Below are 24,062 nucleotides of genomic sequence, written 5' to 3'. Positions count from 1 at the left end.
TCGCACGCGCGACTGCGGGTCTCTGTAGCGCGACCAGAGAGAACACGCGCGACTGCGGGTTTCTGTAGCGCGGGCGCCGACCCGGGCGCGGGCGCCGACGCGGGACGCGGGCGCGGATCGCCGTCGCGATCACACGCCCGCGGGCGCGGCGCCAGCCGCCAGCCCGCCGAGCAGCAGGTTGACACCGAACGCGAAGTCGACCGACGACGCCTCGTCGCGCAGATCGGTCGCCGGCGCGACGAGCCCAATGCTGTCGTACTGCATCCGTTGCTGCTCGTAGGAGACGTGCCCGATCACGAAGTGAAGCAGCGCCCCGGCAACCCGCTGCGCCACGTTCGTGTCGTAGCCGTCCGCGACCACTGCTTCCGCCAGCCGGTCCCGGGCCAGCGTGGCCCCCAACCCGAGCGCGAGGGTGCTCAACACGACCTCGGCGCCGTCCCGGTACGCAAGCAGCGCGTCCCTGAGGGCCGCGGCCTCGGCCTCGGCGTGAGACGCGTGGCCGCCGCGGCGCCGCGGCGCGGCGGCCACGATCCGGTCCGCCAGCTCCGCGAGAAGGGCCTGCTTGTTGGGGAAGTGCCAGTACAGCGCGCTGGGCTGCACGTCGAGATCGGCCGCGAGGCGGCGCATGGTCAGGTCGGGCAGCCCGTCGTCGTCCAGGATGCGCAGCGCGGCCCGCGCCACGTCCTCGCGAGTGTGACGGCGCCCGCCTTCTGATCCCGCCATGCGCCAACTATACTGAACATCGTTCAGGTGAACACCGTTCAGGTCTCACAGAGAGAAGGAGCCGGCGATGGCGAAACGCAGCGACACGGGCCGGATGGATGCAACGGATGTCGCGCGCGTCGCGGTGTTCGCGGCCATCATCGCCGTTCTCGGCCTGCCCGGGAGTTTCACGGTCCTGGGCGCGGTGCCCATCACCGCGCAGACCCTGGGCGTCATGCTCGCCGGCGCGATCCTCGGGCCGTGGTTCGGCGCGCTGTCGGTGTCGGTGCTCCTGGCGCTCGTGGCGGTCGGGCTCCCGCTGCTGGCCGGCGGACGCGGGGGAATCGGGGTCTTCTTCGGCCCCTCCGCGGGGTACGCGCTGGGGTGGATTGCCGGGGCCGCCGTCATCGGGCTGATCGTGCATGCCGCCGGCCGGCGGCCCGTGCTCTGGCGCACGCTCGTCGGAATCGTGACCGGGGGCATCCTCGTCGTCTACGCCGTCGGCGTCCCCGTGCAAAGCGCCGTCACTCGCCTGCCGCTGCCGGAGACCGCCCTGACCAGCCTGGTGTTCCTCCCCGGCGACGTGGTGAAAGCCGTCATCGCCACCGCGATCGTGACGACGCTCGTGCGCGCGTACCCCCGCGCGTTCCGGCGGACCTGGGCCACGAAGGACACGACGACCACCCCTGCGACGCTCGTTCCGTGATCGTTCCGGTCCGTCCCGACCCCGACGCGCTGCTGGACCGGCTGCGCGAGCTGCGCGCGGCAGGCGACATCCCGTTGGTCGAGGACGACCGGTGGCCCCCGCCGCACCGAGAAGCCGTGCGCGCGGCCGCTGCCGCGACCCGGGCGCCGGCAGGCGCAGCGTGGGCGACCCTGACCTCCGGCAGCAGCGGCTCTCCCCGCATCGTGCTGCGCACCGCGGCGTCGTGGGCGGCGTCGTTCGACGCGATCGCGCAGCTGCTCGACGCGCAACCCGACGACAAAATCCTGCTGCCCTCTCCCCCCTCCTCCTCGATGACGCTCTACTCGCTCGCCCACGCCCTCTGCGGCGGGCCCCGACCGGTGCTGCGATGGTCGGATCGCGCCGACGCCACCTGCGTGCACGGCACTCCTCAGGCCCTGCGCGCGCTGCTGGATGCGGGGCCGCCGGCAGGGCTGCGCGCCGCGCTCGTCGGCGGCTCGCACGTGGACTCCCGCCTGCGGGGCGAAGCGGAGGCCGCCGGCATCCATGTCGTCGCGTACTACGGAGCGGCCGAGCTGTCCTTTGTCGCCGTCGACGAGGGCTCGGGACTTCGCCCCCTCCCGGGAGTGGAGATCAGCATCCGCGACCACGAGCTCTGGGTCCGCTCGCCGTTCGTCGCGCTCGGCTATGCCGGTGCCGCCGGCCCGCTGCGCACCGACGGCGGGTGGGCCACGGTGGGCGATCGCGCCGAGGTGCACGACGGCCGGCTGCGGTTGCTCGGCCGCGCCGACGACGCGATCCTCAGCGCGTCGGCCACGATCGTCCCCGAGGAGGTCGAGGCCGCGCTGAGGTCCGTCCCGGGGGTGCGCGACGCCGTCGTGCTCGGCATTCCTCGCGCCGGCGTCGGCGCTCTGGTCGCGGCGTTCGTCGAGCTGGATGCCGAGCCGCTCCCCGACCTTCGGGCCGCGAGCGCCCGGCTGCTGGCGCCGGCCCACCGCCCGCGGCAGTGGTACGCGGGGGTGCTTCCGCGCACGACCTCGGGCAAGCCGGCGCGAGCGGAAGCCCGACGCCGAGTGCTCGCCGGGGAGGTGGAGCGCCTTGCCGTCTGACGGCGACCCGGTGGTGATCGCCGCCCGCCGCACCCCGATCGCCACGCGCGGCCGCGCCCTTGCCCGGCTGACCGTCGGAGATCTTGCCGCGCCCGCCATCCAGGCTGCCCTGGCCGACGCGCGCGCCGCGACTGGTGAGGCTGCGAGCGTCGCCGACGTGCTGCTCGGCAACTGCATGGGCCCGGGCGGCAACCCGGCGCGGATCGCCGCGCTCGCGGCGGGGCTGGGGCCGCACACGCCGGGCGGCACGGTCGACAGGCAGTGCGGGAGCGGGCTCGCCGCGATCCTCGACGCCGCTGCGGCCGTGCGCGCCGGCGACGGGCAGCTGCGCGTGGCCGGCGGGGTCGAGAGCGCGTCCACGGCACCCACGCGATCGATGGGCGGCGTCGAGTACGACCGGGCGCCGTTCGCCCCGGACGGGTTCCCCGACCCGGAGATGACGCGCGCAGCGGAAGACCTCGCCGCCCACGACGGCATCCCGAGAAGCCGGCAGGACGCGCACGCGGCGCGCAGCCACTCCCGCGCGCGCGCCGCGCGGGATGGCGGGCGCTTCGCCGCGGAGCTGGTCCCCCTCGCCGGACTCGACCACGACGACGCGATCGGCGGCGCCGAACGCCTGCTGGCGCGGCTGCCCCCGTTGTTCGCGAACGGCACGCTGACGGCGGGCACGGCGACGCGCGTCAGCGACGGCGCGGCCGTCGCTGTCGTGGCGCCCGCGGGCACAGCGCCCGGGCTCGCCATCCGCGCGTCGGCTGTCGTCGGCTGCGACCCGGCGTTGCCGGGCATCGGGGCGGCGCCTGCCATCCTGACGGCGCTCGCCTCCGTCGGCGCCACCGTGGCGGAGGTCGGCGCGTTCGAGATCGTGGAGGCGTTCGCCGCGCAAAGCCTTGCCGTCCTCGACCGCATCGGAGTCGCCGACGACGACCCCCGCGTCTGCGGCGATGGCGGCGCGCTCGCGCTGGGCCACCCGTGGGGGGCGAGCGGCGCGGTGGCGGTCGTGCGCCTGTTCAGCCGACTCGTGCGCCAGGGGGCGCCCGCGGGCGCCCTCGGAGTGGCCGCGGCCTCGGTGGGCGGCGGCATGGGGGTCGCGGCGGTGGTCGAGGTGGTCCGGTGAGCATCCGGCTGAAGGCCGTCTCGGTGCGCCTCGGGGATGTCGACGCGCTCCAGGACATCACCCTCAGCCTGGACGCGCCCACGGTCGCCGTGATCGGCGAGAACGGCTCCGGCAAGTCCACGTTCGCCCGCCTGCTCGGCGGGCTGGCGCCCCGCGCCTCCGGCGACCTGCGCGTGCTCGGCCTCGACCCGGCACGCGAGGCGAAGCAGCTGCGGCGGCGCACGGCGATGCTCTTCAGCAATCCCGACGCCCAGATCGTGATGCCGACGGTCGCCGAAGACGTCGCGTTCTCGTTGCGCGGCGACCGGCTCGCCCCGGACGAAACGCGGCGGCGCACCATGGACGCGCTCGAGCGGTTCGGGCTCGCCGACCTCGCCGAGCGGCCGTCCCACGATTTGTCGGGCGGCCAGAAGCAGCTGCTCGCCCTGTGCGGCGCGTTCGTGCGCGATCCCGACCTCGTGATCGCCGACGAGCCCACCGCCTACCTCGACGCGCGCAACGCGCGCACCGTGGCGACCCACCTGTTCGCGCCGGGCGGGCACCGCCTCGTGCTCGTGACGCACGACCTCGCACTGGCAGCGCGCTGCGAGGTGGCGGTGTTGTTCGCCGCCGGGCGGGTCGCGGCGGTCGGCGAGCCCGACGCGGTCATCGCCGAGTACGAAGGGATGCTGCGGTGCTGACCCTCTACCGGGCCGGGGATGGATGGCTGCACCGCCTGCCCGCCGGGCGCAAGCTGCTGTTCGTGGTCCTTCTTGTGCTCGCGGTCTCCCTGCTGCCCTCCACGTGGCAGGCCGCGGCCGTCGCGGCCGGGGTGACCGTGACGGCGTACGCCGTGGCAGATCTCCGCGATGGCGCGCTGGGGATGCGGGTGCTCGGCCGCCAGGTCTACGCGCTGCGGTGGATTCTCGCCATCACGGTCGTGAGCCAACTGATCTTCCTCGGCCCGGAGCCCACCGTCGCCAACTCCGCGCGAGTCCTGGCGGCGATCGCTCTGGCCGGGCTGCTCGTGCTCACGACGCGAGTGACGGTGCTGCTGGATGTGCTCGAGCGCGCGCTGGGCCCGCTGCGGCGCGTCGGCGTCGACCCGCAGCGCGCCGCGCTCATGCTCACGGTGTCGCTGACGACGGTTCCCGTGCTCGCGCGGTTGGCGACCCAGGTGCGCGACGCCCAGCGCGCCCGTGGCACGCGGGGCAGGGTCCGCGCCTCTGCGATGGCCTTTCTCGTCCTCGCCCTCAAGCACGCCGACCAGCTCGGCGACGCGCTCACCGCCCGAGGCGTGCGCTGAGCGCCGCGTCTACAGGGCGGCGAAAGACGCGTCGAGGATGCTGAGCGCCTCGTCGATCAGCGCGTCGGAGATGTTGAGGGCGGGCAGCAGCCGCAGCACGTGGCCGTCGCTGCCGCCGGGCATCACCAGCAGGCCGCGGTCGGCGGCGCTCTTGCTCACCCTGCGGAACGCCTCCGGGTTCGGATCGCCGTCGCGGTCGACGAGTTCGACGCCCTGGAGCGCGCCGAGCCCACGGGCGTCGCCGATCACGCCGTGCCGCGCCTGGAGCGAGGCAAGGCCTGCGCGCAGCCGCTCGCCAATGGCCTGTGTCCGAGCGAGGAAGCCGGGCTCGCGCAGTTGGCGGATCACCTCCACGGCGGCGGCGCAGCCCACCGGGTTGCCGCTGAACGTCCCGCTGAGGCCGCCCGCGGGGATCGAGTCCATGATGTCGCTGCGACCGGTCACCGCCGAGACCGGGAAGCCCGCAGCGATCGCTTTCGCGCTGACGACCAAGTCGGGAACGAACCCGAAGTGCTCGCTGGCGTAGAGCTTTCCCGTGCGTCCGAGTCCTGTCTGGATCTCGTCCGCGATGACCACGATGCCGTTCGAGCGACACCACTCCTGCAGGGTCTCGAGGAAGCCCGGAGCGGGCACGACGACCCCGCCCTCGCCCTGAATTGGCTCCACCACCAGGCACGCCAGGTTCTCCGCGCCCGAGATCTTGGCGAGGTGCGCGATGCCGCGCCGCGCCACCTCGGCGCCGTCGAGCCCGTCGCGGTACGGGTACGAGTTGGCGATGCGGTAGATCTCGCCCGGACGCGGCCCCACTCCCGACGAGTAGGGCACCGCCTTGTAGTTGAGCCCGAGCGTGAGGTTGGTGCGGCCGTGGTAGCCGTGGTCGACCACGGCGATGCCGTTGCGGCGCGTGTGCGCCCGCGCGAGCTTGATCGCGTTCTCGATCGCCTCCGCCCCGGTGGAGCTGAGCACCGTCTTCTTGGCGAACTCGCCGGGGGTGATCTCGCCGAGCAGCCGGGCCACCTCCACGTACGACTCGTAGGGAGTCACGCCGAACAGGGTGTGGGTGAATCGCCCGGTCTGCGCGATCGCGGCCTCGATCGCCGCCGGGTTGCCGTGGCCGAGGGAGGTGACGCCGATGCCGCAGCCGAAGTCGATGAACTCGTTGCCGTCGACGTCCGTGAGCACCGAGCCCTCGCCGCGCGCGATGTAGACCGGCAAGACCGGGCTGACGGCCGCGGACACGTGACGCTCCTTCCCGGCGTGGAGCTCTCGGGATCGGGGCCCGGGCACCTCGGTGCGCACGCGCCGCGGGTGGACGGGCGTGGTGGACACGACTTTGCCTACTCGATGGTCGCGAGCAGCGCGCCCTCGTCGATGGTGTCGCCCTCGGCGACGGCCAGCGAGACGACCGTGCCGGCGACGGGGGCCTCCACGGGGATCTCCATCTTCATCGACTCGAGGATCATCAACGTGTCGTCAGCGGCGACGACGTCGCCCTCGGACACCACGATCTTCCAGACGTTGGCCGACAGGTCGGCGTTCACTTCAGTCACTTTGTTCTCCTCGGCTTTCTCATTGCGGTCACAGCGGTCAGGACTTCGGCGGCACCAGTGGCGCGACGCGGATGCCATCCTCTTCGAGCCGCGCGCGCACCGTTCGGAGCACCTCGACCGAATTGGGCGCGTCTCCGTGCAAGCAGATCGTCTGCCCGTTGACGCTGACGTCGGCGCCGTCGTTGGCGGCGACGACTCCCTCGCGAACGAGGCGGATCGCGCGGTCGGCGACAAGGTGCGGATCCCAGGCCTGTTTCACCCGTTCGATCAGCAGGTTGCCCTCCCGGTCGTAGTGCAGGTCGACGAACCCTTCCGGGACGAGCGTGACTCCGTAGGAGGTCGCGATGGGCGCGTTCTTGTCGTTCAGGGCGTAGAGCAGCATGCTCTTGTCGACGTCGGCCACTGCCTGCACAACGGCCTCGCCCAGAGCGGGGTCGTCCTGGGCCATCACGTACATGACCCCGTGCGGCTTGACGTGCGCGAGCGTGCCGCCCTCCGACTCCACGAACGCCTTGATCGCGCCGATCTGGTAGACGGTGTTGTCTCGCATCTCTTCCGGTGTGATCGCGATGCGGCGACGGCCGAAGCCGATGATGTCGGGCAGCGCCACGTGGGCGCCGATCTGAAGGCCGAGCCGCACCGCGTTGCGCACAGTGTCGCGCATGATCCGAGGATCGCCGGCGTGGAACCCGCAGGCGATGTTCGCCGTCGAGATGTAGGGCATGAGCTCCTCGTCCGGCGCGAACTTCCACCGCCCGTACCCTTCGCCCATGTCGCAGTTCAGCTCGACGACCAGTTGCTCGCTCATGAGATCTCCTTCAGCGACTCGGCGATGCTGCGATCGAGTTCCTCGGCTCGCGCCTGCGCCTGCTCGATGGTGATGAGATTGAGGCGCACGGTGTCGGTTCCCGGCCTCAGCTGGCCCAGCTTCCACAGGCTCGCGTGGCACACCACGGCAACCACGACGAAGCCACCGGCGGTGGGGCCGTCGGGCGCCAGGATCACCGGCGTGTCGCCGTTCAGGTTGATTCCGCCCAACGGGTAGCCGTTGTCGAGGATGTTCGACGGGTGGCCGCCCGCGATGCCGCCGCTCGCGCGCGCCCACTTCAGCCGGCGCGCCTCGAGGCGCACTCCCGTGCGGTTGGCGTTGCGATCGACCTGCCACGGTGTGGCGAACAGCGTCTCGAGGTCCTGCTCGTCGAGGTACTCGGGCGTGGCGTGCGGGCCTGGCGTCACATCGAGCACCCACTCGTGAGTGTGCTCGGGCAACGGCGCGGCCAGCTCGTAGCGCTTGCCGCCGTCATCGCCGCCGATCGGCAGCACGTCGCCCTTGCGCAGCGCCCGGCCCTCGACTCCGCCGAGTTGCCCCATGGTGTAGGTCGCCCGCGAACCGAGGACGGCTGGGATGTCGATGCCGCCCGCGACGGCGAGGTAGAGGCGGAACCCGGTGTCGCTGGCGCCGCCCACGCGCAGCTCGCCGCCGGCGGGAACCGTGACGACCGCGCTGTGCGCGACCGGCTCGCCATTGACGGAGACATCCGCCTTCGCGCCCGTCACCGCGATGTCGACGGTGTCGCTGAAGCGCAGGCCGATCTTGCCGAGCGTGATCTCGAGGGTCGCCGCGCCCGGGTCGTTTCCGACCAGGGCGTTCGCGAGCCGGTGGCTGTAGTGATCCATCGGCCCGGCGGGGTAGTAGCCGCTGGCGAGATGCCCGACCCGCCCGGGGTAGTCCTGGACGGTCGTCTGGATTCCGGGGCTCAGAACTTCGATGGTTGCCAATGCTCTCTCCGTCTTCATCTCAAGGGACCGGAGTCAGTTCAGCGGCCTCGTCGCGGTGGGCCCGCCAGGCTTCGGCCTCGGCGGAGACGCTCTCGCTCCAGCGCTGGTACGCCCCGACGTCGAACGGCTCGTCTTCGATGCGGTACTCGAAGGAGTCCGCGTGCACTTCGTCGAAGTGCGCGAGCAGCTGCTCTTCCTCGACCTCGTGGAAGCGCACGCGGTCGCTCGGGCGGAAGAGCACGGGGCTCTCGGCGAAAGCGCGGTTGCGCTGCTGCACGTCGTAGATCGGGATCGTGCGGCCGAGCAGCTGATAGCCGCCCGGCGACTCGACCGGGTAGATGGAGTAAGCGGGGCCGCCGAGGCCGATCGCGCCCTCCTGCGTCCACGTCCGCGTCGGGTTGTACTTGGGCGCGAACAGCACGTGCCGCGGATCGAGCGGGAACATGAACGGCAGGCCGGGGAAGAAGCCGAGGAAGCCGACCCACAGATCGGTGGACGTCACATGGTCGATGAGTGCGCGCAGATCAGCAACGCCGTTGTACGCGAGGGTGTAGTCGATATTGTTGCCGCCCTCGCAGTTCACCGCGTCGGATCGGATGCTCTTGACGTACCGTTCCACCGCCGCGCGGGAGACGCTGTCGTCGAAGGCGGCCGGCAGGTGGATGACCCGACTCGGCAGCACCAACTGGTCCAGCGGAGCCACCGACGTGTGCACCTCGTCAAGTTGGCGGATCACATCGGAAACGTGCACCGAGCCGTCGAGCGAGAACACGATCGACCGGAACCCGGGAGCAGTCTCGATCACGCCGGGCACGGGATGCTCCGTGATCGCGTCGATCACGCTCTGCGTGAAGAAGTTGAGGTTCATGTCGAACTCGGTCGGTCCGTACTCGACGAGAATGAACCGGTCCCCCGCCGAGCGGTAGCTGACACTCGGCTTCCCGCCGCCGCCCTCCCGCTCCTCGAGGACAGCTGGGGGGATGTCGCTCCACCTCGTCATCGCGTGCGTGCTCATTCGCATCTCCTGTCCTGGCTCTACGAGCCCTTTGCCGCACTCTGCATGCGCGCGATAAGACCGGTGTCGTAGACGCCGCTGCGGAACTCCGCGTTCTCCAACAGCTCGCCGAAGAAGCGCAAGTTCGATTTGGGGCCTTCGATCTCGAACTCTGCCACCGCTTGCGCGGCCCGGTCCAGAGCCTGCTCTCGCGTGTCGCCGCGCGCCACGAGTTTGGCCATCAGCGGGTCGTAGGTGACGGTGACCTTGTTGCCTTCGCCATAGCCGGCGTCCAGACGCACGCCCTCCCCCTGGGGGGCGGCCCACCGGGTGATCACGCCTGGGCCTGGGAGGAAGCGGACCGGGTCCTCCGCGTAGATTCGCAGTTCGATAGCGTGGCCGCTGCTTTTCACCTCGGCGGGATCGAACTGCACCGGCAGCCCGGCAGCGATGCGCAGCTGCGCCTCGACAAGGTCAATGCCGTGCACCTCTTCGGTCACCGGGTGCTCGACTTGAAGCCTGGCGTTCATCTCCAGGAAGACGAAGTCGCCGCGTTCAGTGTCGACCAGGCACTCGACTGTTCCCGCGTTGCGGTAGTCAACGGCTTCGCCGGCGCGCACCGCGGCTTGCAGCATGCGCGCGCGCAGCTCCGGTCCGACGCCCGGCGAGGGAGACTCCTCGGCGACCTTCTGGTGACGGCGCTGCACCGAGCAGTCACGCTCGCCGAGTGCGATCACTGTGCCGTCGGCCAGGCCGAAGATCTGCACTTCCACGTGACGGGCACTGGCGATGTAGCGCTCGAGCAGGATCCGCGAGTCGCCGAAGAAGCGCTCGGCTCGCGTGCGCGCGGTGTCGAAGGCCGTGCGCAGTTCCTCCTCGGTCCGCGCAATGGCCATGCCGATCCCCCCGCCGCCGCCCGACGGCTTGACCATCACCGGGTAGCCGATCTCGCCGGCGATCCGCACCGCCTCGTCGACGTCGCCGACCGGATCGGGCGACCCGGCGGCCACCGGCACGCCGGCGGCGTCCATGAGGTTTCGCGCATTGATCTTGTCGGCCATCCGGTCCATCGACTCCGGCGACGGGCCGACCCAGATCAGACCAGCCTCGGCCACACGGCGGGCAAAGGCCGGGCTCTCGGAGAGAAACCCGTAGCCGGGGTGGACGGCGGTGGCGCCGGTCTCAGCGGCAACCTCGAGGATGCGGTCGATGTTGAGATACGACTCGGCTGGCGCCGCCGGGCCGATCAGTCGGGCCTCATCCGCCTCGGCCACGAAGGGCATCTCGGCGTCCGCCTCGGAGTGCACCGCCACGGTCGGGATCCCCAGCCGCTTCGCCGTGCGGATGACGCGCGAGGCGATCTCGGCCCGGTTGGCGACCAGGAGCTTGTCGATGATGGGAGCCACGTCGGTCACCTCGTCTTCCAGGCCAGCGTCTTGGATCGGGCGTTTGCCCGCAGTCGGTCAGCGACCACAGCCACCACCAGAACGATGCCGATGGCGATGCTCTGCTGATTCGAGTCCATCCGCATCAGGTTCATGCCGTTGGTGAGTCCCATCACGAACAGAACGCCCAGCACGGTGCCGCCGACACCACCACGACCGCCCGTGAGCGCCGCGCCGCCGATGATGGCCGCCGTGATCGACTCGAGGGCGAAACTGCCTCCCAGCAGAGGCTGTCCGGACGCGACGCGCGCCGTGAGCAGCCACCCCGCGTAAGACGCGAGCAGGCCGCAGATCACGTACGCGACGAGAAGATTGAGCCGCACGCGCACGCCAGAGACGGTGGCTGCGTTCGGGTTGCCGCCGATGGCATAGAGGTGCCGGCCGAAGCGGGTCCACTTCAGCACGACGAGGATGACGAGCACCACAGGAACGGTCAGCAGCACCGGAATCGGGAATCCGGCGATGTGGCCCGAGCCGATCTCGTGGGTGAACAGGCGAGGCAGGCCGCTGATCTGGGAGCCGCCGCTGAGCACGAGAGTGATGCCCGCGAAGATCGACATGGACGCGAGTGTGACGATGAAGGCGTTGACCTTGAGGAATGCCACGCCAATCCCGTTCACCAAGCCCACGACGAGTCCGACCAGCAGCACCATGAAAAAGCCCGACCAGATGGCCTCCCCCGTGAACTCCTCGTACCCGCCGTAGACTGCTGCCATGACGGTGGCCGAGACCACGCTGGTCAGAGCGACGTTGGATCCCACCGAGAGGTCGAAGCCGCCCGTGATGAGCACGACCATCTGACCGAGCGAGACCAGAAGCAGGAACACCGCCTGGGTCGCGAGCGTGATGAGGTTGTTGGGGGTGAGGAAGATCGGGTTGGAGACCGCGAAGACCACGATCAGGATGATGATGAGGGGCGGAAGCGCACCGAACAAGGCGAACCAGCTGATCATGCGCTGGCCGAAGGTGAGCTTGCCCGCACTCGTGCCGATGGCGCCGGCGTCGTTCTGTTGGCTCATGACTCGTTCTCCCTTTCCTCCGCCGCGCCCGAGTGCCCGAACGCGCCGGCAACGATCGCCTCCGGCGTGATCTGCGGGCCGACGAGCTCGGCGGTGATGACACCGCTGTTCATGACGTAGATGCGGTCGGCTATTCCGATGATCTCTTCGAGGTCGCTCGAGATGGCGAGCACCCCGGCGCCTTGGTCGCACAGATCCCGCAACTGCCCGTAGATCTGTTGACGCGAGCCCACGTCGACGCCGGCTGTGGGCTCGGCGACGACGAAGACACGTCGTTCCTTCGTGAGCGCCCGGGCAAGCACAACCTTCTGCTGATTGCCGCCGGAGAGCATGCCGACCTCGCGTTCGGGAATCGGAGGCCGCACGTCGGTGCGCTCGACCAGGCCTGCGGCAACCGTGGCGAGGGCTCCCGTGCGCAGGAATCCCAACGGGCTGAAGGCGCGCGTGCCGACCACCTCGAGCGTGATGTTCTCGGCGACGCTCCGCTGCAGCGAGAGCGCCTCGCGTCGGCGATCCTCCGGCATGAAGCCGATGCCGAGGTCGAGCATGCGGCGGGGGGCGGGCTTGTGCACCGTCGTTCCCGCGATGGTGTAGCTTCCCTCGATCGTGGGCTCGAGACCGAGGATCATGCGCGCCAGGTCGCTCTTTCCCGACCCGACGAGGCCAGCCACCCCGACGATCTCCCCCTGCCGGACGGTGAGCGACACGCCCTTGACCTTGCTGTTCGCGCTGGCGACGCCATCGATCTCGATCAAGGTGTCGCCGATCTCGGTGGCCTTGTGGGGGTAGACCTCGTTCAGCTCGCGGCCGACCATGTCAGAGAGCAGCCTGCTGTCTGACACCTCGTCGAGCATGTAGCTGGACACGGTCGCGCCGTCTCGCATGACGCTGACGCGATTGCCGAGCCGGCGAACCTCTTCCATGCGGTGGGTGATGTAGAGGATGGCCCACCCCTCCTCGCGGAGGGAGTCCACAATCGTGAACAGTCGCTCGGACTCGTCATCGCTGATCGCCGCGGTGGGCTCGTCGAGAAGCATGACGCCGGGGTTGCCGACCAACGCCTTCGCGATCTCGACGAGCTGCTGCTCGGCACGGGCGAGAGACCCCGCCTCGGCGGCGGGGTCGATCCCGCCGCCGAGGCGCTCGAGCAGGCCGCGGGTGCGTCCGCGCATCTCCCGCTGGCTCACCAAACCGCCGCGCAGAGGCTCTCTTCCCAGGAAGATGTTCTCTGCGACGCTCAGCGTCGGGGCCAGGCTGAAGTCCTGGAGCACGACGTTGATGCCGCTGGCCCGAGCGATGGTCGGGTTGTGATGCGGAACGGTCTTTCCACGGATCGTCACCGTGCCCTCATCGGGCGTGTAGGTGCCGAGGATCGTGTTCACGAGCGTCGACTTGCCCGCGCCGTTCTCTCCGAGCAGCACGTGCACCTCGCCCGGGTAGAGCGCGAAGTCCACACCTTTCAGCGCGCGCACCGCGCCGAACTGCTTGACGATCCCCTCAAGAGCGATGACCGGTTCCACGGCGCCCTCTTCTCTTCAGAGCTTCCAGCGCTCAGGACTCAGGCGATGCCTGGAAGGTGGCCTGGAACGACCGCGGGGCGAACATCAGCGTGTACTCGATCTTCTCCGCGTTCTCCGCCGTCACCATCTCCGGGATCGGCCCCGCGATGGGCGAGCGCAGCGTCTGGCCCTCGAGCAGCCGAACGGCTTGGTCGACTGCCATGCGGCCCTGGACCACGGTGTAGTCCGTCGGCGAGCCGACGGCGTCGCCGTCGACGATCGCGTCGAAGACGCCGGGGATGATGTCGAAGGCGAACACGTCGACCGAGTCCTGCACACCGGCATTGCGCGCCGCGACCACGCCGGCCTCCGCCGCAATGTCCACACCGACGATCGTGTTGATGTCCGGGTAGGCCTTCAGCGAGTCCTCAATCAACGCCAACTGCGTGTCAAGGCCGGTGTCGGCGCGACGCGTGACGGCAATGGAGACCTTGGTCCCCTCGATAGTGGAGTTGAATCCCTCGACCGCCGCGTCCGACCAGCCGGCCCCCTCCGGACCGGGGAAGAATCCGACACTGCGGTCTCCGCCCTCGGAGTGGTCGATCAAGTACTCGGCCGTGGTCACCGCGAGGTCGTGGAAGCTCACCAGCGCGTGCGAGAACAACGGGTTCTCGAGCGAGTCAGGGCAGTCGGTGCCGTTGATGAAGTCGACCACGGGAATCCCCTTGTCCAACGCCGAGGCGATCTGGGTGCACAGGCCCTTCGCGCTGATGGCGCCGAGCACGATCGCGTCGTAGCCCTGCGTGATGCAGTCCTCCATCTGGGTGACCTGCTTGTCGAGGTTGTCGTAGCCGCCCGCCTCGTAGAGCTGGTACTCGAGCCCGTCGCGCTGCGCCTCCACCAGGGTGCCGTAGTTGGTCGCCAGCCAGTACGGGTCCTTCACGTGCGGGAACAGCACGCAGACCTTCCAAGGCTCGGTGACCTCGTCGACCGGGATCGGTTCGTAGGTGTCCTCCTCGACGGAGCCGTCGTGCTGGGTGAACAGCGCGGGAGCCGACCAGTCGACCTCGGCCGCGCTCTCGGTCTCCGAAGTCTCGGGGGCATTGCCGCCCGCCGCGCCACAGCCGGCGAGCAGCATTGCCGCCGCCACAACCGCCCCGGCGACCGCGAACAGTCCTTTCCTTGCCTTCATCGGCTTCCTCCTTAGGGATCTCCAAGGCAGTTCCGCCGACCAAGAACGCTGTGCCGGCCGGCGTCGCCATTTCTTGCACGATACTACAAATTGGCTAACTGTTATACAGCGATCTGGTAACGCTTCTGTTTCCCCGGCGTTACGCGGCGTCCGGGCCTCAATCGTGCGGGATGAAGACGTACTTGTGCTCGAGGAACTCATCGATTCCGAGCACGCCGCCTTCGCGCCCCAGCCCTGACGACTTCACCCCGCCGAGCGGAGCGGCGACATCCGAGATGATGCCCGAGTTCACACCGACCATGCCGACTTCCAGCTGGCGGGAGACACGCATGGCGCGGGCAAGGTCGTTCGTCATCAGGTACCCGGCGAGACCGTATTCGGTGTCGTTGGCCACGGCCACCGCGTCCGCCTCGTCCTCGAACGAGACGACAGGCGCGACGGGCCCGAAGATCTCCTCGTGCAGCAGCTGCGCTCCCCGTGGCACGTCCGCCAGCACGGTGGGCGGGTAGAACGCGCCCGGGCCCTCGGGCAGCCGCCCGCCGACCACCGCTCTGGCGCCGCGCGCCACCGCCTCGTCGACCAGCCCTTGGATGCGCTCGCAACTGGCACGGTCGATCATCGGCCCGACGTCGGTGCCGTCGACGAGTCCGTCGCCGACCACGAGAGATGAGAACCGCGCCGCAAGGCGCGCGGTGAACTCTTCGGCGATGTCCTTGTGCACGAGCACTCGATTGGCGGCCGTGCAAGCCTCGCCCATGTTCCGCAACTTGGCGGCGAAGACCTCCGAGACCGCGCGGTCCAGGTCGACGTCGTCGAAGACGAGGAAAGGCGCGTTGCCGCCAAGTTCGAGCGACGTTCGGATCATGTGCGCGGAGCACTGGCCGTGCAGCGCGGCCCCGACCCGCGTCGAGCCGGTGAACGAAAGGTGCCGGACGCGCCCCTCAGCCAGGATCGGGGCGACGACCTCCCCTGACCGCGAGGTCGTGATGACGTTCACCGCGCCGTCCGGCACCCCGGCTTCCTCGAGGATCCGCGCCAGAAAGAGCATGGTGAGCGGCGTCTTCTCCGCCGGTTTGACCACGACAGCGCATCCGGTCGCGATCGCGGGAGCGATCTTTCGCGCGCCCATGGCGAGCGGGAAGTTCCACGGCGTGATCAACAGCGACACGCCGACCGGCTCGCGGGTGAGCATGATCTGGCCGCGTCCGCTCGGCGACTGCGCGTGCGCCCCCTGCACCCGCACGCCCTCCTGCGCGTACCACAGCAGGTACGAGGCCGAATAGTCGATCTCGCCACGCGCCTCGGCGAGCGGCTTGCCCATCTCGGCCGTCATGATGGCGGCGAGCTCGTCCTTCGCGTCGAGCAGCAGCTCGTGCGCGCGCAGCAGGATGTCGCACCGATCGCGAGCGCTCATCGCCGCAAAGCCGGCTTGCGCGGCGTTGGCCGCATCGACAGCCCGGCGCCCCGTCTCCGCGTCGGCGTCGGGGACCTCCATGATCGCCTCGCCGGTTGCGGGATTGCTCACCACGATGCGCGGCCGATGCGGCAGCTCGTCCCACACGCCGCCGATGAGAAGCGCTCGCGGCACCCTGTCCATGTTGACTTGAACCATGATTCCTTCCCGGCACGTCGGCTCATATATCAATATTGACTAACTGTATAACAGCGCAGCGGCGAGGGCGGCGGCGGACCAAGGCAGGGCGACTACGCCGAGAGACGGCGCACGAGGAAATCGCACGACTCGTCAAGATGATAAGTCCACGCCTTCTCGAGCTGTTTCATGGTCGCGTCGCCTGCCAAGAGCAGGAAAAGCTCCTCGTGCTCCTCGAAGGGCGAACTGCCCCGCCCATAGTGCTCTTTTGGCAGCGCGAGCAACAGCCGGATCTCTTTCGTGATGCCCTCGAAGTAGGCGCTGAGCCGTGACGAGCCCCCGGCGTCGACGACCGATTTGTGGAATGCGGCGTCGGCCTCAGCGATCCGAGCCCAGTCGAGATCGTCGCCGAGGCCTGCCAGGTCGTCCACCGCCCGGCGGACTCCATCCAGCGCGACACCGCTCGCCTTTACGGCGCGGACCGCGTCGAGTTCGATGAGCTTGCGGACTCGGAAGATGTCTCGCACTTGCGCAGGGTCGAAGGTGCGGACTCGGGCGCTGTAGCCCGGCTCGCGCACAAGCATGCCCTCGTTCACGAGGTGTTGCACGGCGATGCGCGCCGTCGGGCGCGCGATGCCGTACTCGTCGGCGATGTGAGTGTCCTTGATCTCCTCGCCCGACTTGAAGTGGCCGGCGAAAAGGCTGTCTCGCAGGCGATTGGTCGCTGCCTCGGCTACGGTGACCGTTTGCAGTGGTCGATTCATCGCCAACTGACCCCCTGCAACAAACGCTACCAAATGACCGTCAACTCGTATGACTGTGTATCACCTGACGGATCCATCCAGGGCGAGCGCGAGGTGCGTGCTGCCCCGGGCGAGCGCGACCTGCGACACCTGCATCGCGCAGCTGAAGCCATCGGCGAGTATCAGCGCGTCGTCTCCGCCTGCCGCGATCGCCGGCACGATCGAGTGCTCTGCCACGCGCATCGACACGTCGTAATGCTCCGCCTCGAACCCGAAGTTTCCCGCGACCCCGCAGCACGACGACGACTCGGACAGCCGCGTGACGCCCCACGCCTGCAGCACACGGCGCTGCGCGTGCGCGCCGAAAACCGCGTGCTCATGGCAGTGCGTCTGCAGTACGGCGCTGTCGGGCGGCTCCGTCGCCGGGCGCCATCCGCGCGCGACCGCCTGGTCGACGGCGCCGGCGAACGTGCGGACCCGTGCGGCGACGCGGCGTGCGGCTTCTCCCGGCACGAGCTTCGGGCCGTCATCGCGGATCGCGGCAGCGCAGCTGGGCTCGAGCACGACGATCTCTCGAGTCGTGCCGTCGTCCAGCTTGCGCACGAGGTTCGCAAGCCGCCTGGCGGCGCCGTCGCGCTGGCCGGTCGAGACCCACGTGAGCCCGCAGCAAGCGTCCGGAGCGCAGCTCACGCTGACGCCGGCGTCGCGGAGCACGCGTGCCGCGGCCGGAACCACCTCCGGGCGGAAGGCTCTCGTGAAGCTGTCAACGAAGATGAGCGCCTCCCCGTCATCGACGAAATCCGCCTCCCGGACCCGTCGGAGGTAATCGCCATGCGGCCGGAAAGCCGGCAGGCGGCGGCGCCTGCTGATGCCGAGCCGCTCGCCCACCCAGCGCAAGGGCGCCAAGCGGGCTCCGAGGTTCGCAAGCGTGCTCACACGAGTCAGCATCGGCAACCAGCGCGGGAGCCAGCCGATCGTGTAGTGGGTGAAGGGCCGCAGCCTGCCGCGATAGTGGTCGTCGAGCAGCTCCGACTTCGCTTCCGCGATGTCGACTCCGGTCGGGCAGTCGGCCGAGCAGGCCTTGCAGGACAGACAGAGATCGAGCGCGTCCCGCACCTCGGGCTCACCCCATCCTCCGCTGCTCGCGCCTGTCCCCCGCACCAGCTCCTGCAGCACGCGGGCGCGAGCGCGGGTGGAGTCCTTCTCGTCTTTGGTAGCGCGATAGCTCGGGCACATGAAACCGCCCGTGGTCGCCCGGCAGCGCCCGACTCCGATGCACGCGTGCGCGTTGCCGACGAAGGTGGCCACGTGCCGTCGGGAGCCGCCGGGCTGCGGCAGATCTTGGAGCGAGAGCGATTGCGTGAACGACACCGGGTCGACGATGATGCCGGGGTTGAGCAATCCGTGCGGGTCCCAGATGCGCTTGAAGGAACGGAACACGCTGATCATCTCGGGCGAGTACATGAGCCCGAGCAGGGCGCCCCGCGCCCGTCCGTCCCCGTGCTCGCCAGACAGCGACCCGCCGTGCCGGACCACCAGCGCCGCGGCTTCGCGGACAAACGAGTCAAAGCGTGCTCTGCCGTCGTCGCTGCGAAAGTCGAAGTCCACGCGCATGTGCACGCACCCCGCGCCGAAATGCCCGTACATCGGAGCCGTGTACCCGTAGCTCTCGATCAAGGGCAGCAGCTCCTCGAGATAGTCGGCGAGCCGGTCTGGCGCCACCGCGGAGTCTTCCCAGCCGCCCCAGGTCTGCACGCCGTCGATGCGCTGGGAGGAAAGTCCCGCCCCGTCTTCGCGCACGCGCCACAGCCGCGCGCGCGCGACAGGCTCGGTGACGATCGCGTGGTCGCGCAGGCGGCCGTTCTCGCGCAACCGCGCGAGGAGGCCGTCGCAGCGCGCCCGCGCCGCATCCATCGTCTCGTCGGAGAACTCCACCATGACGTAGGCGCTCCCTCCCGGGAGCCCGCGCACGCTGTCCGCGCCCCGCCGGTGCCGCATGATGTCCACGATGGTCGAGTCCAGGCCTTCGACAGCGCTGGGCTGTGCAGCCAGCATCGTGGTCACATCGCGCGCCGAGTCGACCGGACTGTCGTAGCCCACGCACAGCAACGCGGTCTCGCGTGGCTTCGGCACCAATCCGACACGGGCCCGCACGATCAGCGCGCAGCTGCCTTCGCTGCCCGCAAGCGCGCGAGCGACGTCGAATCCGTTCTCCGGCAGCAAGTTGGCCAGGTGATAGCCCGAGACTTGGCGCGGAATCGTCTCCAGCTCCAGCCTGAGCGCGGAAAGATGTCGCGACGCCAGTTCTTCGAGCGCCCCGTTGAGCTGCGCCGCCCGATCCATCGACGCGGCGTCGCTCTCGTCCACCGCGCGCAGACCGCCGCGGCCCGCGATCAGGTGGGCGCCGTCGATCGTGAGCAGCTCGATCTCCTGGACATGACGAGACATCCGTCCGTACGCGACGGAGTGGTTGCCGCACGCGTCATTTCCGATCGACCCGCCGATCGTCGCCCTGGAGACCGATGATGGATCGGGCGCAAAGGTGAGCTCGCCATCGGTGAGCAGCTCGACGTGCGAGCGCAGTTCGCCGAGGACGACCCCGGCATCCACCCACACCGACGAGGTGAGCCGGTCGATCTCGCCGATCGCCCGCAGGCAACGCGAGAGGTCGACGACCAGCCCGGCGCCCACCGCGTTGCCCGCCATCGACGTGCCCCCGCCGCGCAACGTGACAGAGACTCCGGTGGCGGCGCACGCCTGCAACACCGCCCGGCACTCGGCGACCGTGGCGGGGAACGCGACCGCCGCCGGCCTCAGCCGGTAGTTCGAGGCGTCGTACGAGTACTCCGCCCGGCGCCGCGAAGAGGCGTCGACCTCCACCCCCTCCGCCGTCAGCCGGCGAACTATCTCGGCCACCTGCATGCGCAGCCTCCCCGCTGTCAACGGCGCGGCTCAGCCGCCGCACACGGTGGCCAGTGTGCGTTCGAGCGCGGCGAGGCCCAGATCGACCTCTTCCTCGCTCACCGTGAGGGCGGGAACCACGCGCACCACGTTGCCGAGCGGACCGCACGGCAGCAGCAGCAGGCGCTCGGCAACGGCCGCGCGCTGCACGCCGGCCGCCGTCGCCGAGTCGGGCGCGCCGTCGGCGTCGGTGAACTCCATCGCCTGCATGAGCCCGCGGCCGCGCACGTCGCCGATCACCGGGTACCGCTCCTGCAGTCGCTTCAGGCCGGCGTGCAACTGCCCGCCTCGCACCGCCGCGTTCTCGACGAGCTTCTCGTCCTGGACGACATTGAGCGTTTCGAGCGCGGCCGCGGCGGAGACGGCGTTGCCGCCGTAGGTGCCGCCCTGCGAGCCGGGCAGGCCCTGCGCCATGAGCTCCGTGCTCGCGGCGATCGCGGAGATCGGAAAGCCGGATGCCAGACCCTTCGCGGTGATGAGGATGTCGGGCGAGACGCCGGACAGCTCGTGCGCCCAGAACGTGCCCGTGCGCCCCACCCCGGTCTGGATCTCATCGATGATGAGCACGATGCCGTGCTCGCGGGCGCGGCTCTCGATGCCCCGGAGGAAGTCGAGGGGCACCGGGAGATAGCCGCCGTCGCCGAGCACCGGCTCGATGATGAAGCCCGCGATCTCGGCGGGGCTGGTCACGGTGGCGAACAGGAAGTCCAGCTCGCGCAGGGCGTAGGCCACCGCGTCGTCCTCGGCCATGCCGAGACGGTAGGCGTACGGGAAGGGCGCGATCACCACGCCGCCCATGAGGGGGACCGTGCTGTTTCGGAACCGCGTGCCAGCTGTCGTGATGCTGGAGGCGCCGGCGGTGCGGCCGTGGAAGCCGCCCTGGAACGCGACGATGTTCGGCCGCCTCGTGGCCATGCGGGCCAGGCGCATGGAGGCTTCGACCGCCTCGGCGCCCGAGTTGGCGTAGAAGACGGAGTCGAGGCCCTCGGGAAGCACAGAGCCGAGCTTCTCGGTGAGCGCCAGCAGGGGCTTGTGCATGACGGTCGTCGCTTGGGCGTGGATCACGCGCCCCACCTGCGCCCGCGCCGCCGCCACGACTCGAGGGTGGCAGTGGCCGGTGGAGGTCACCCCGATCCCCGACGTGAAATCGAGATAGCGCACGCCGTCGGTGCCGAGAATCCAGTTGCCCTCGGCCTGCTCCACCACGACCGGGGTGGCCTGTTTCAGGATGGGACTGAGTTGTGCCACTCTGCCTCTCCATTCGTTGTGCAAATTCTGACTAACTGTATAACAGCGATGTGTGTCCGGCAATCATCGGGGCGCGGTGCGGCATCGGCGCGTAACAGTGCGCTCGCGGCATCCCGAACCCGCGAAGATGGGACCGTGGACTGGCAGACCTCCGAAGACACCGTGCCGTCGGAGCCGGTGACCGAGGCCGACGTGCTCCTGCTCCTCGGCCGCCCGCCCGCGACCGGGGCGTGGCGGGACGGCGACCTGGCCGGCGACCGCAAGTTCGCCTCGTTCGGGTCGTTCCAGACCGAGAGCGGCGGCTCGCTGCCGCGCGTGCGAATCGCCTACGAGACCTGGGGCGAGCTCAACGCCGCCCGCGACAACGCGGTGCTCATCGCGCACGCGCTCACCGGCGACAGCCACGTGCGCGGCGCGGCGGGGCCGGGCCACCCGACATCGGGGTGGTGGGGGGACATCGTCGGGCCGGGGTGCGCGGTCGACACCGATCGCTGGTTCGTGGTCGCCCCGAACATGCTCGGGGGATGCCAGGGCTCCACCGGACCCTCGAGCATCGCGCCGGACGGCTACGAGTGGGCGTCACGGTTCCCGTTCCTCACGATCCGCGACCAAGTGGCCGCCCAGGCGCGCCTCGCCGACGCACTCGGCATCGACCGCTGGGCCGCGGTGATCGGCGGCTCGATGGGCGGCATGCACGCCCTCGAGTGGGGCGCCGGGCACGCCGATCGCGTCGCCCGGCTCGCCGTGCTGTCGGCGCCGCCGGCGAGCACCGCCGACCAGATCGCGCTCAACTCGGTGCAGTTGCAGGCGATCGCGATGGACCCGCGATTCCAGGACGGCGAGTACTACGACGCGATCGACGGCCCGTATCGCGGGCTCGCGCTCGCGCGGCGCATGGCGCTGCTGAACTACCGCAGCCCGACCGAGCTCAACCAGCGCTTCCGGCGCTCGTGGCAGTCGGATGTCAGCCCGCTCGGCCACGGCGGACGCTTCGCCGTCGAGTCGTACCTCGACTTCCACGGCAACAAGTTCACCCGCCGGTTCGACGCGAACTCGTACATCCGGCTCGTCGGCGCGATGGACTCGCACGACGTGGGGCGCGATCGCGGCGGCATCGACGACGCGCTTGCCGGCGTCACGGCGACAACGCTCGTGCTCGGCATCGACACCGACCGCCTGTTCCCCGTCGAGGGCCAGCACCAGATCGCCCGCGGCATCCCGAACGCCCTCGACGGCGACGCCGCCGTCGTGCTGGCGAGCGACTTCGGCCACGACGGCTTCCTGATCGAGACGGCCGCGGTGGGCGCGCACGTGCGACGGCTGCTTGACACGCCGGTCGGATAGCCCTTCGACAAGCTCAGGGGCCGGCGCGGGGCGCCCAGGGGCCGGCGCGGGGCGCTCAGGGGCCGGCGGGGGGACTCTCGTCGAGGGCGCGCTCGAGCCGCTCCACTTTGCCGTCGATCTCGCCGACCCGGCCGGGTCGGATGTCGGCCTTCAGCACGAGCGACACCCGGGAGCCGAACGGCTCCACGGCCTGCACGGCGCGCTTGACGACATCCATCACCTCGTCCCACTCCCCCTCCAGCTCGGTGAACATCGAGGTCGTGCGGTTCGGCAGGCCGGAGGCGCGGACGACAGCCACCGCGGCCGCCACGGCGTCGTGCACCGAGCCGTCGGCGCGATCGGCGCCGGCCTTTCCGACTCCGCTCGGGGCGACCGAGAACGCGATCAGCATGGGAGTTCCTTTCCTTCGCGCACGCGCACAGGGCGCGTGCGCACGCGGACCAGTTTGACGAGCGACCACGCGAACAGGGCGACGGCGCACAGGTTTCTGAGCACGAGCACCAGCACCGAGTCGATCGCCGGCCGCGGCAATGCCGTCAGCCCGGCGTAGACGAGTGGGTACACGATCTGGGTCAGACAGCACACGGCCAGGCCGAGCAGTGCGATCCGCCACCATCGCCGTCGGTCAAGCGCGAGCGCGAGCGCGATCGGCGCGATGATCCACACGTAGTACTGCGGCGAGCCGACCTTGTTCAACACGATGAAGGCGAGCACGAGCGCGAGCGACAGCGCGGGGAAGAGGAGGACGAAGGATGCGCCGCGCCGCGCCTTCACCGCGCCGATCGCGCCGATCGCAACCAGCGCCAGCAACAGCACCGGCGTCATCGCGGCGGCCACAGCGTCGGCGCCGGGACCGTCGACCTCGAACGTGATGATGTTGGCGTCGTAGAAGACCCGCGCCCCGTCCGCTCCGAGAGCGGCGAGCCACACGTGCACGCTGCTCACCGGCGCCTCGAGCTGCAGAGCGCGACCCGTCTGCTCCTCGATGAAGCCGAACACGTGCGCGGCGCCGCCGCCGGAGGACACGGCGATGACCACCAGGGCGGAGACCGCCACGGCAGCGATGACGACCGCGGCGCGGCGGCGCACCGAAACGACCGCGGCCGCGATCAGCGCCGCCGGCCACACCTTGATCCAGGTGGCAACGGCCAGAAGCGTGCCGCCCAGCCACGGCCGGCCGGCCAGCCACAGCCCGCCGGCGACCGCGAGCGGCACGGTGATGGAGTCGACCCGGTAGATCGCGACCGGCCCGAGCAGCAGGATGCCGGCCAGCCACCACCACGCCGCCAGCCTGCGCCCCGCCGAGCGTCCGCGTCCCACGAGCACGGCGAAGCCCGCCGCGTTGGCCGCGGTCGCCACGAGCACCCATGCCGCCTGGTAGCCGGCGATCCACGACACGAGCTGCGCGAGCACCATCGGCACGAGCGCGAGCTGCGGGTAGACCCACTGCTGGTCGATCCCGACGATCCACGGCGTGTCTGCGCCGGCGCTGATGCCCTCCAGCGCCCACGATGACCACGGATCGTACACGTTGACCACGTCGCCCGCCGGCCAGTTCGGCAGCACCAGCCCGAGATACGCGACACACACGTGGACGGCGGCGAAGCCGGCCCACAACACCACCCGCTTCGACACGCTTCGAGTGTACGAGCGCCGCGACGCCGCGCCCGTGTCAACGCCGGGCGTCGAGCAGTTCGGCGACCGCGCGCGGCAACGCCTCGGCGACATCCAGCGCCGTGATCGGGCCGCCGCGCGCGCCGAAGGCCGCGGCTGCCAGGCGCGCGGCTCGGCCGTGCAGCGCC

Annotated in this window: 22 protein-coding genes; 6 read left to right on the top strand and 16 right to left on the bottom strand. The window is 70.2% G+C overall.

Going from position 1 to position 24,062, the window contains the following annotated elements; genetic code table 11:
- Positions 1 to 129: 129 nt before the first annotated feature.
- Complete coding sequence (locus QM611_RS00545) at positions 130 to 723, bottom strand: TetR family transcriptional regulator (protein WP_415077930.1); 594 nt, start codon at positions 721 to 723, stop codon at positions 130 to 132.
- 67 nt (positions 724 to 790) lie between these two features.
- Between QM611_RS00545 and QM611_RS00540 the strand changes: the two genes are divergently transcribed.
- The 5 genes from QM611_RS00540 to QM611_RS00520 are packed head-to-tail and all read left to right on the top strand — an operon-like array spanning position 791 to position 4,895.
- Positions 791 to 1,408: a biotin transporter BioY gene (locus QM611_RS00540; protein ID WP_415077929.1), complete on the top strand. Its 618-nt coding sequence runs from the start codon at positions 791 to 793 to the stop codon at positions 1,406 to 1,408.
- Positions 1,405 to 2,496 carry a class I adenylate-forming enzyme family protein gene (locus tag QM611_RS00535; RefSeq protein WP_415077928.1) on the top strand — a complete coding sequence of 364 codons (1,092 nt, stop codon included), beginning with the start codon at positions 1,405 to 1,407 and terminating at the stop codon, positions 2,494 to 2,496. The genes QM611_RS00540 and QM611_RS00535 overlap by 4 nt, the downstream gene beginning before the upstream one ends.
- Entirely contained in the window at positions 2,486 to 3,610 is a 1,125-nt protein-coding gene (locus tag QM611_RS00530) for a thiolase family protein (protein ID WP_415077927.1), read from the top strand. The genes QM611_RS00535 and QM611_RS00530 overlap by 11 nt, the downstream gene beginning before the upstream one ends.
- Positions 3,607 to 4,290, top strand: coding sequence for an energy-coupling factor ABC transporter ATP-binding protein (locus QM611_RS00525; RefSeq protein WP_415077925.1), 684 nt, complete (start codon positions 3,607 to 3,609; stop codon positions 4,288 to 4,290). The genes QM611_RS00530 and QM611_RS00525 overlap by 4 nt, the downstream gene beginning before the upstream one ends.
- Entirely contained in the window at positions 4,284 to 4,895 is a 612-nt protein-coding gene (locus tag QM611_RS00520) for an energy-coupling factor transporter transmembrane component T (protein WP_415077924.1), read from the top strand. The genes QM611_RS00525 and QM611_RS00520 overlap by 7 nt, the downstream gene beginning before the upstream one ends.
- Before the next feature lie 9 nt (positions 4,896 to 4,904).
- On the opposite strand, the gene QM611_RS00515 is transcribed toward QM611_RS00520, so the two are convergent.
- The 13 genes from QM611_RS00515 to QM611_RS00455 form a co-directional block, all read right to left on the bottom strand.
- Complete coding sequence (locus QM611_RS00515; protein ID WP_415077922.1) at positions 4,905 to 6,134, bottom strand: aspartate aminotransferase family protein; 1,230 nt, start codon at positions 6,132 to 6,134, stop codon at positions 4,905 to 4,907.
- A gap of 98 nt (positions 6,135 to 6,232) precedes the next feature.
- Positions 6,233 to 6,445 carry a biotin/lipoyl-binding carrier protein gene (locus QM611_RS00510; protein WP_415077921.1) on the bottom strand — a complete coding sequence of 71 codons (213 nt, stop codon included), beginning with the start codon at positions 6,443 to 6,445 and terminating at the stop codon, positions 6,233 to 6,235.
- Between the two features lie 37 nt (positions 6,446 to 6,482).
- Positions 6,483 to 7,253 carry a LamB/YcsF family protein gene (locus tag QM611_RS00505; RefSeq protein ID WP_415077920.1) on the bottom strand — a complete coding sequence of 257 codons (771 nt, stop codon included), beginning with the start codon at positions 7,251 to 7,253 and terminating at the stop codon, positions 6,483 to 6,485.
- Entirely contained in the window at positions 7,250 to 8,224 is a 975-nt protein-coding gene (locus tag QM611_RS00500) for a 5-oxoprolinase/urea amidolyase family protein (protein WP_415077919.1), read from the bottom strand. The genes QM611_RS00505 and QM611_RS00500 overlap by 4 nt, the downstream gene beginning before the upstream one ends.
- Before the next feature lie 19 nt (positions 8,225 to 8,243).
- Positions 8,244 to 9,239, bottom strand: coding sequence for a carboxyltransferase domain-containing protein (locus QM611_RS00495; RefSeq protein WP_415077918.1), 996 nt, complete (start codon positions 9,237 to 9,239; stop codon positions 8,244 to 8,246).
- A 20-nt stretch (positions 9,240 to 9,259) separates the two neighbouring features.
- Positions 9,260 to 10,624, bottom strand: a complete 1,365-nt coding sequence (locus QM611_RS00490; protein ID WP_415077916.1) for an acetyl/propionyl/methylcrotonyl-CoA carboxylase subunit alpha — start codon at positions 10,622 to 10,624, stop codon at positions 9,260 to 9,262.
- Between the two features lie 5 nt (positions 10,625 to 10,629).
- The gene (locus QM611_RS00485; protein ID WP_415077915.1) at positions 10,630 to 11,682 is read right to left on the bottom strand and encodes an ABC transporter permease; all 1,053 of its coding nucleotides are present in this window, start codon (positions 11,680 to 11,682) and stop codon (positions 10,630 to 10,632) included.
- The gene (locus QM611_RS00480; RefSeq protein ID WP_415077914.1) at positions 11,679 to 13,202 is read right to left on the bottom strand and encodes a sugar ABC transporter ATP-binding protein; all 1,524 of its coding nucleotides are present in this window, start codon (positions 13,200 to 13,202) and stop codon (positions 11,679 to 11,681) included. The genes QM611_RS00485 and QM611_RS00480 overlap by 4 nt, the downstream gene beginning before the upstream one ends.
- 31 nt (positions 13,203 to 13,233) lie before the next feature.
- Positions 13,234 to 14,373, bottom strand: a complete 1,140-nt coding sequence (gene torT, locus QM611_RS00475) for a TMAO reductase system periplasmic protein TorT (protein WP_415077913.1) — start codon at positions 14,371 to 14,373, stop codon at positions 13,234 to 13,236.
- 157 nt (positions 14,374 to 14,530) lie between these two features.
- Positions 14,531 to 15,985, bottom strand: a complete 1,455-nt coding sequence (locus QM611_RS00470; RefSeq protein WP_415077912.1) for an NAD-dependent succinate-semialdehyde dehydrogenase — start codon at positions 15,983 to 15,985, stop codon at positions 14,531 to 14,533.
- 92 nt (positions 15,986 to 16,077) lie between these two features.
- Positions 16,078 to 16,728, bottom strand: coding sequence for a GntR family transcriptional regulator (locus QM611_RS00465; RefSeq protein ID WP_415077911.1), 651 nt, complete (start codon positions 16,726 to 16,728; stop codon positions 16,078 to 16,080).
- Between the two features lie 60 nt (positions 16,729 to 16,788).
- Positions 16,789 to 19,629: an FAD-binding and (Fe-S)-binding domain-containing protein gene (locus QM611_RS00460; protein WP_415077910.1), complete on the bottom strand. Its 2,841-nt coding sequence runs from the start codon at positions 19,627 to 19,629 to the stop codon at positions 16,789 to 16,791.
- 30 nt (positions 19,630 to 19,659) lie between these two features.
- On the bottom strand, positions 19,660 to 20,916 hold the full coding sequence (locus QM611_RS00455) for an aspartate aminotransferase family protein (RefSeq protein ID WP_415077909.1): 1,257 nt from the start codon (positions 20,914 to 20,916) through the stop codon (positions 19,660 to 19,662).
- Positions 20,917 to 21,051: 135 nt separating this feature from the next.
- Here QM611_RS00455 and metX point away from each other — a divergent pair, with 135 nt between their 5' ends.
- Positions 21,052 to 22,260, top strand: coding sequence for a homoserine O-acetyltransferase MetX (metX, locus tag QM611_RS00450; protein ID WP_415077908.1), 1,209 nt, complete (start codon positions 21,052 to 21,054; stop codon positions 22,258 to 22,260).
- Between the two features lie 55 nt (positions 22,261 to 22,315).
- Here the strand turns inward: metX and QM611_RS00445 are convergent, their stop codons facing one another.
- Together QM611_RS00445 and QM611_RS00440 are read right to left on the bottom strand one after the other, a co-directional pair.
- On the bottom strand, positions 22,316 to 22,651 hold the full coding sequence (locus QM611_RS00445; RefSeq protein ID WP_415077907.1) for a thiamine-binding protein: 336 nt from the start codon (positions 22,649 to 22,651) through the stop codon (positions 22,316 to 22,318).
- A complete protein-coding gene (locus QM611_RS00440) occupies positions 22,645 to 23,895 on the bottom strand; it encodes a glycosyltransferase 87 family protein (RefSeq protein WP_415077906.1) in 1,251 nt (416 codons plus the stop codon). Before QM611_RS00440 ends, QM611_RS00445 begins: the two co-directional genes overlap by 7 nt.
- Between the last annotated feature and the right edge of the window lie 167 nt (positions 23,896 to 24,062).

Origin of the sequence: Microbacterium sp. (assembly GCF_047606685.1) — a bacterium.
Lineage (GTDB): Bacteria > Actinomycetota > Actinomycetes > Actinomycetales > Microbacteriaceae > Microbacterium.
The sequence above is the reverse complement of the archived record's forward strand: the minus strand, read 5'-3'. Positions and strand labels throughout refer to the sequence as shown.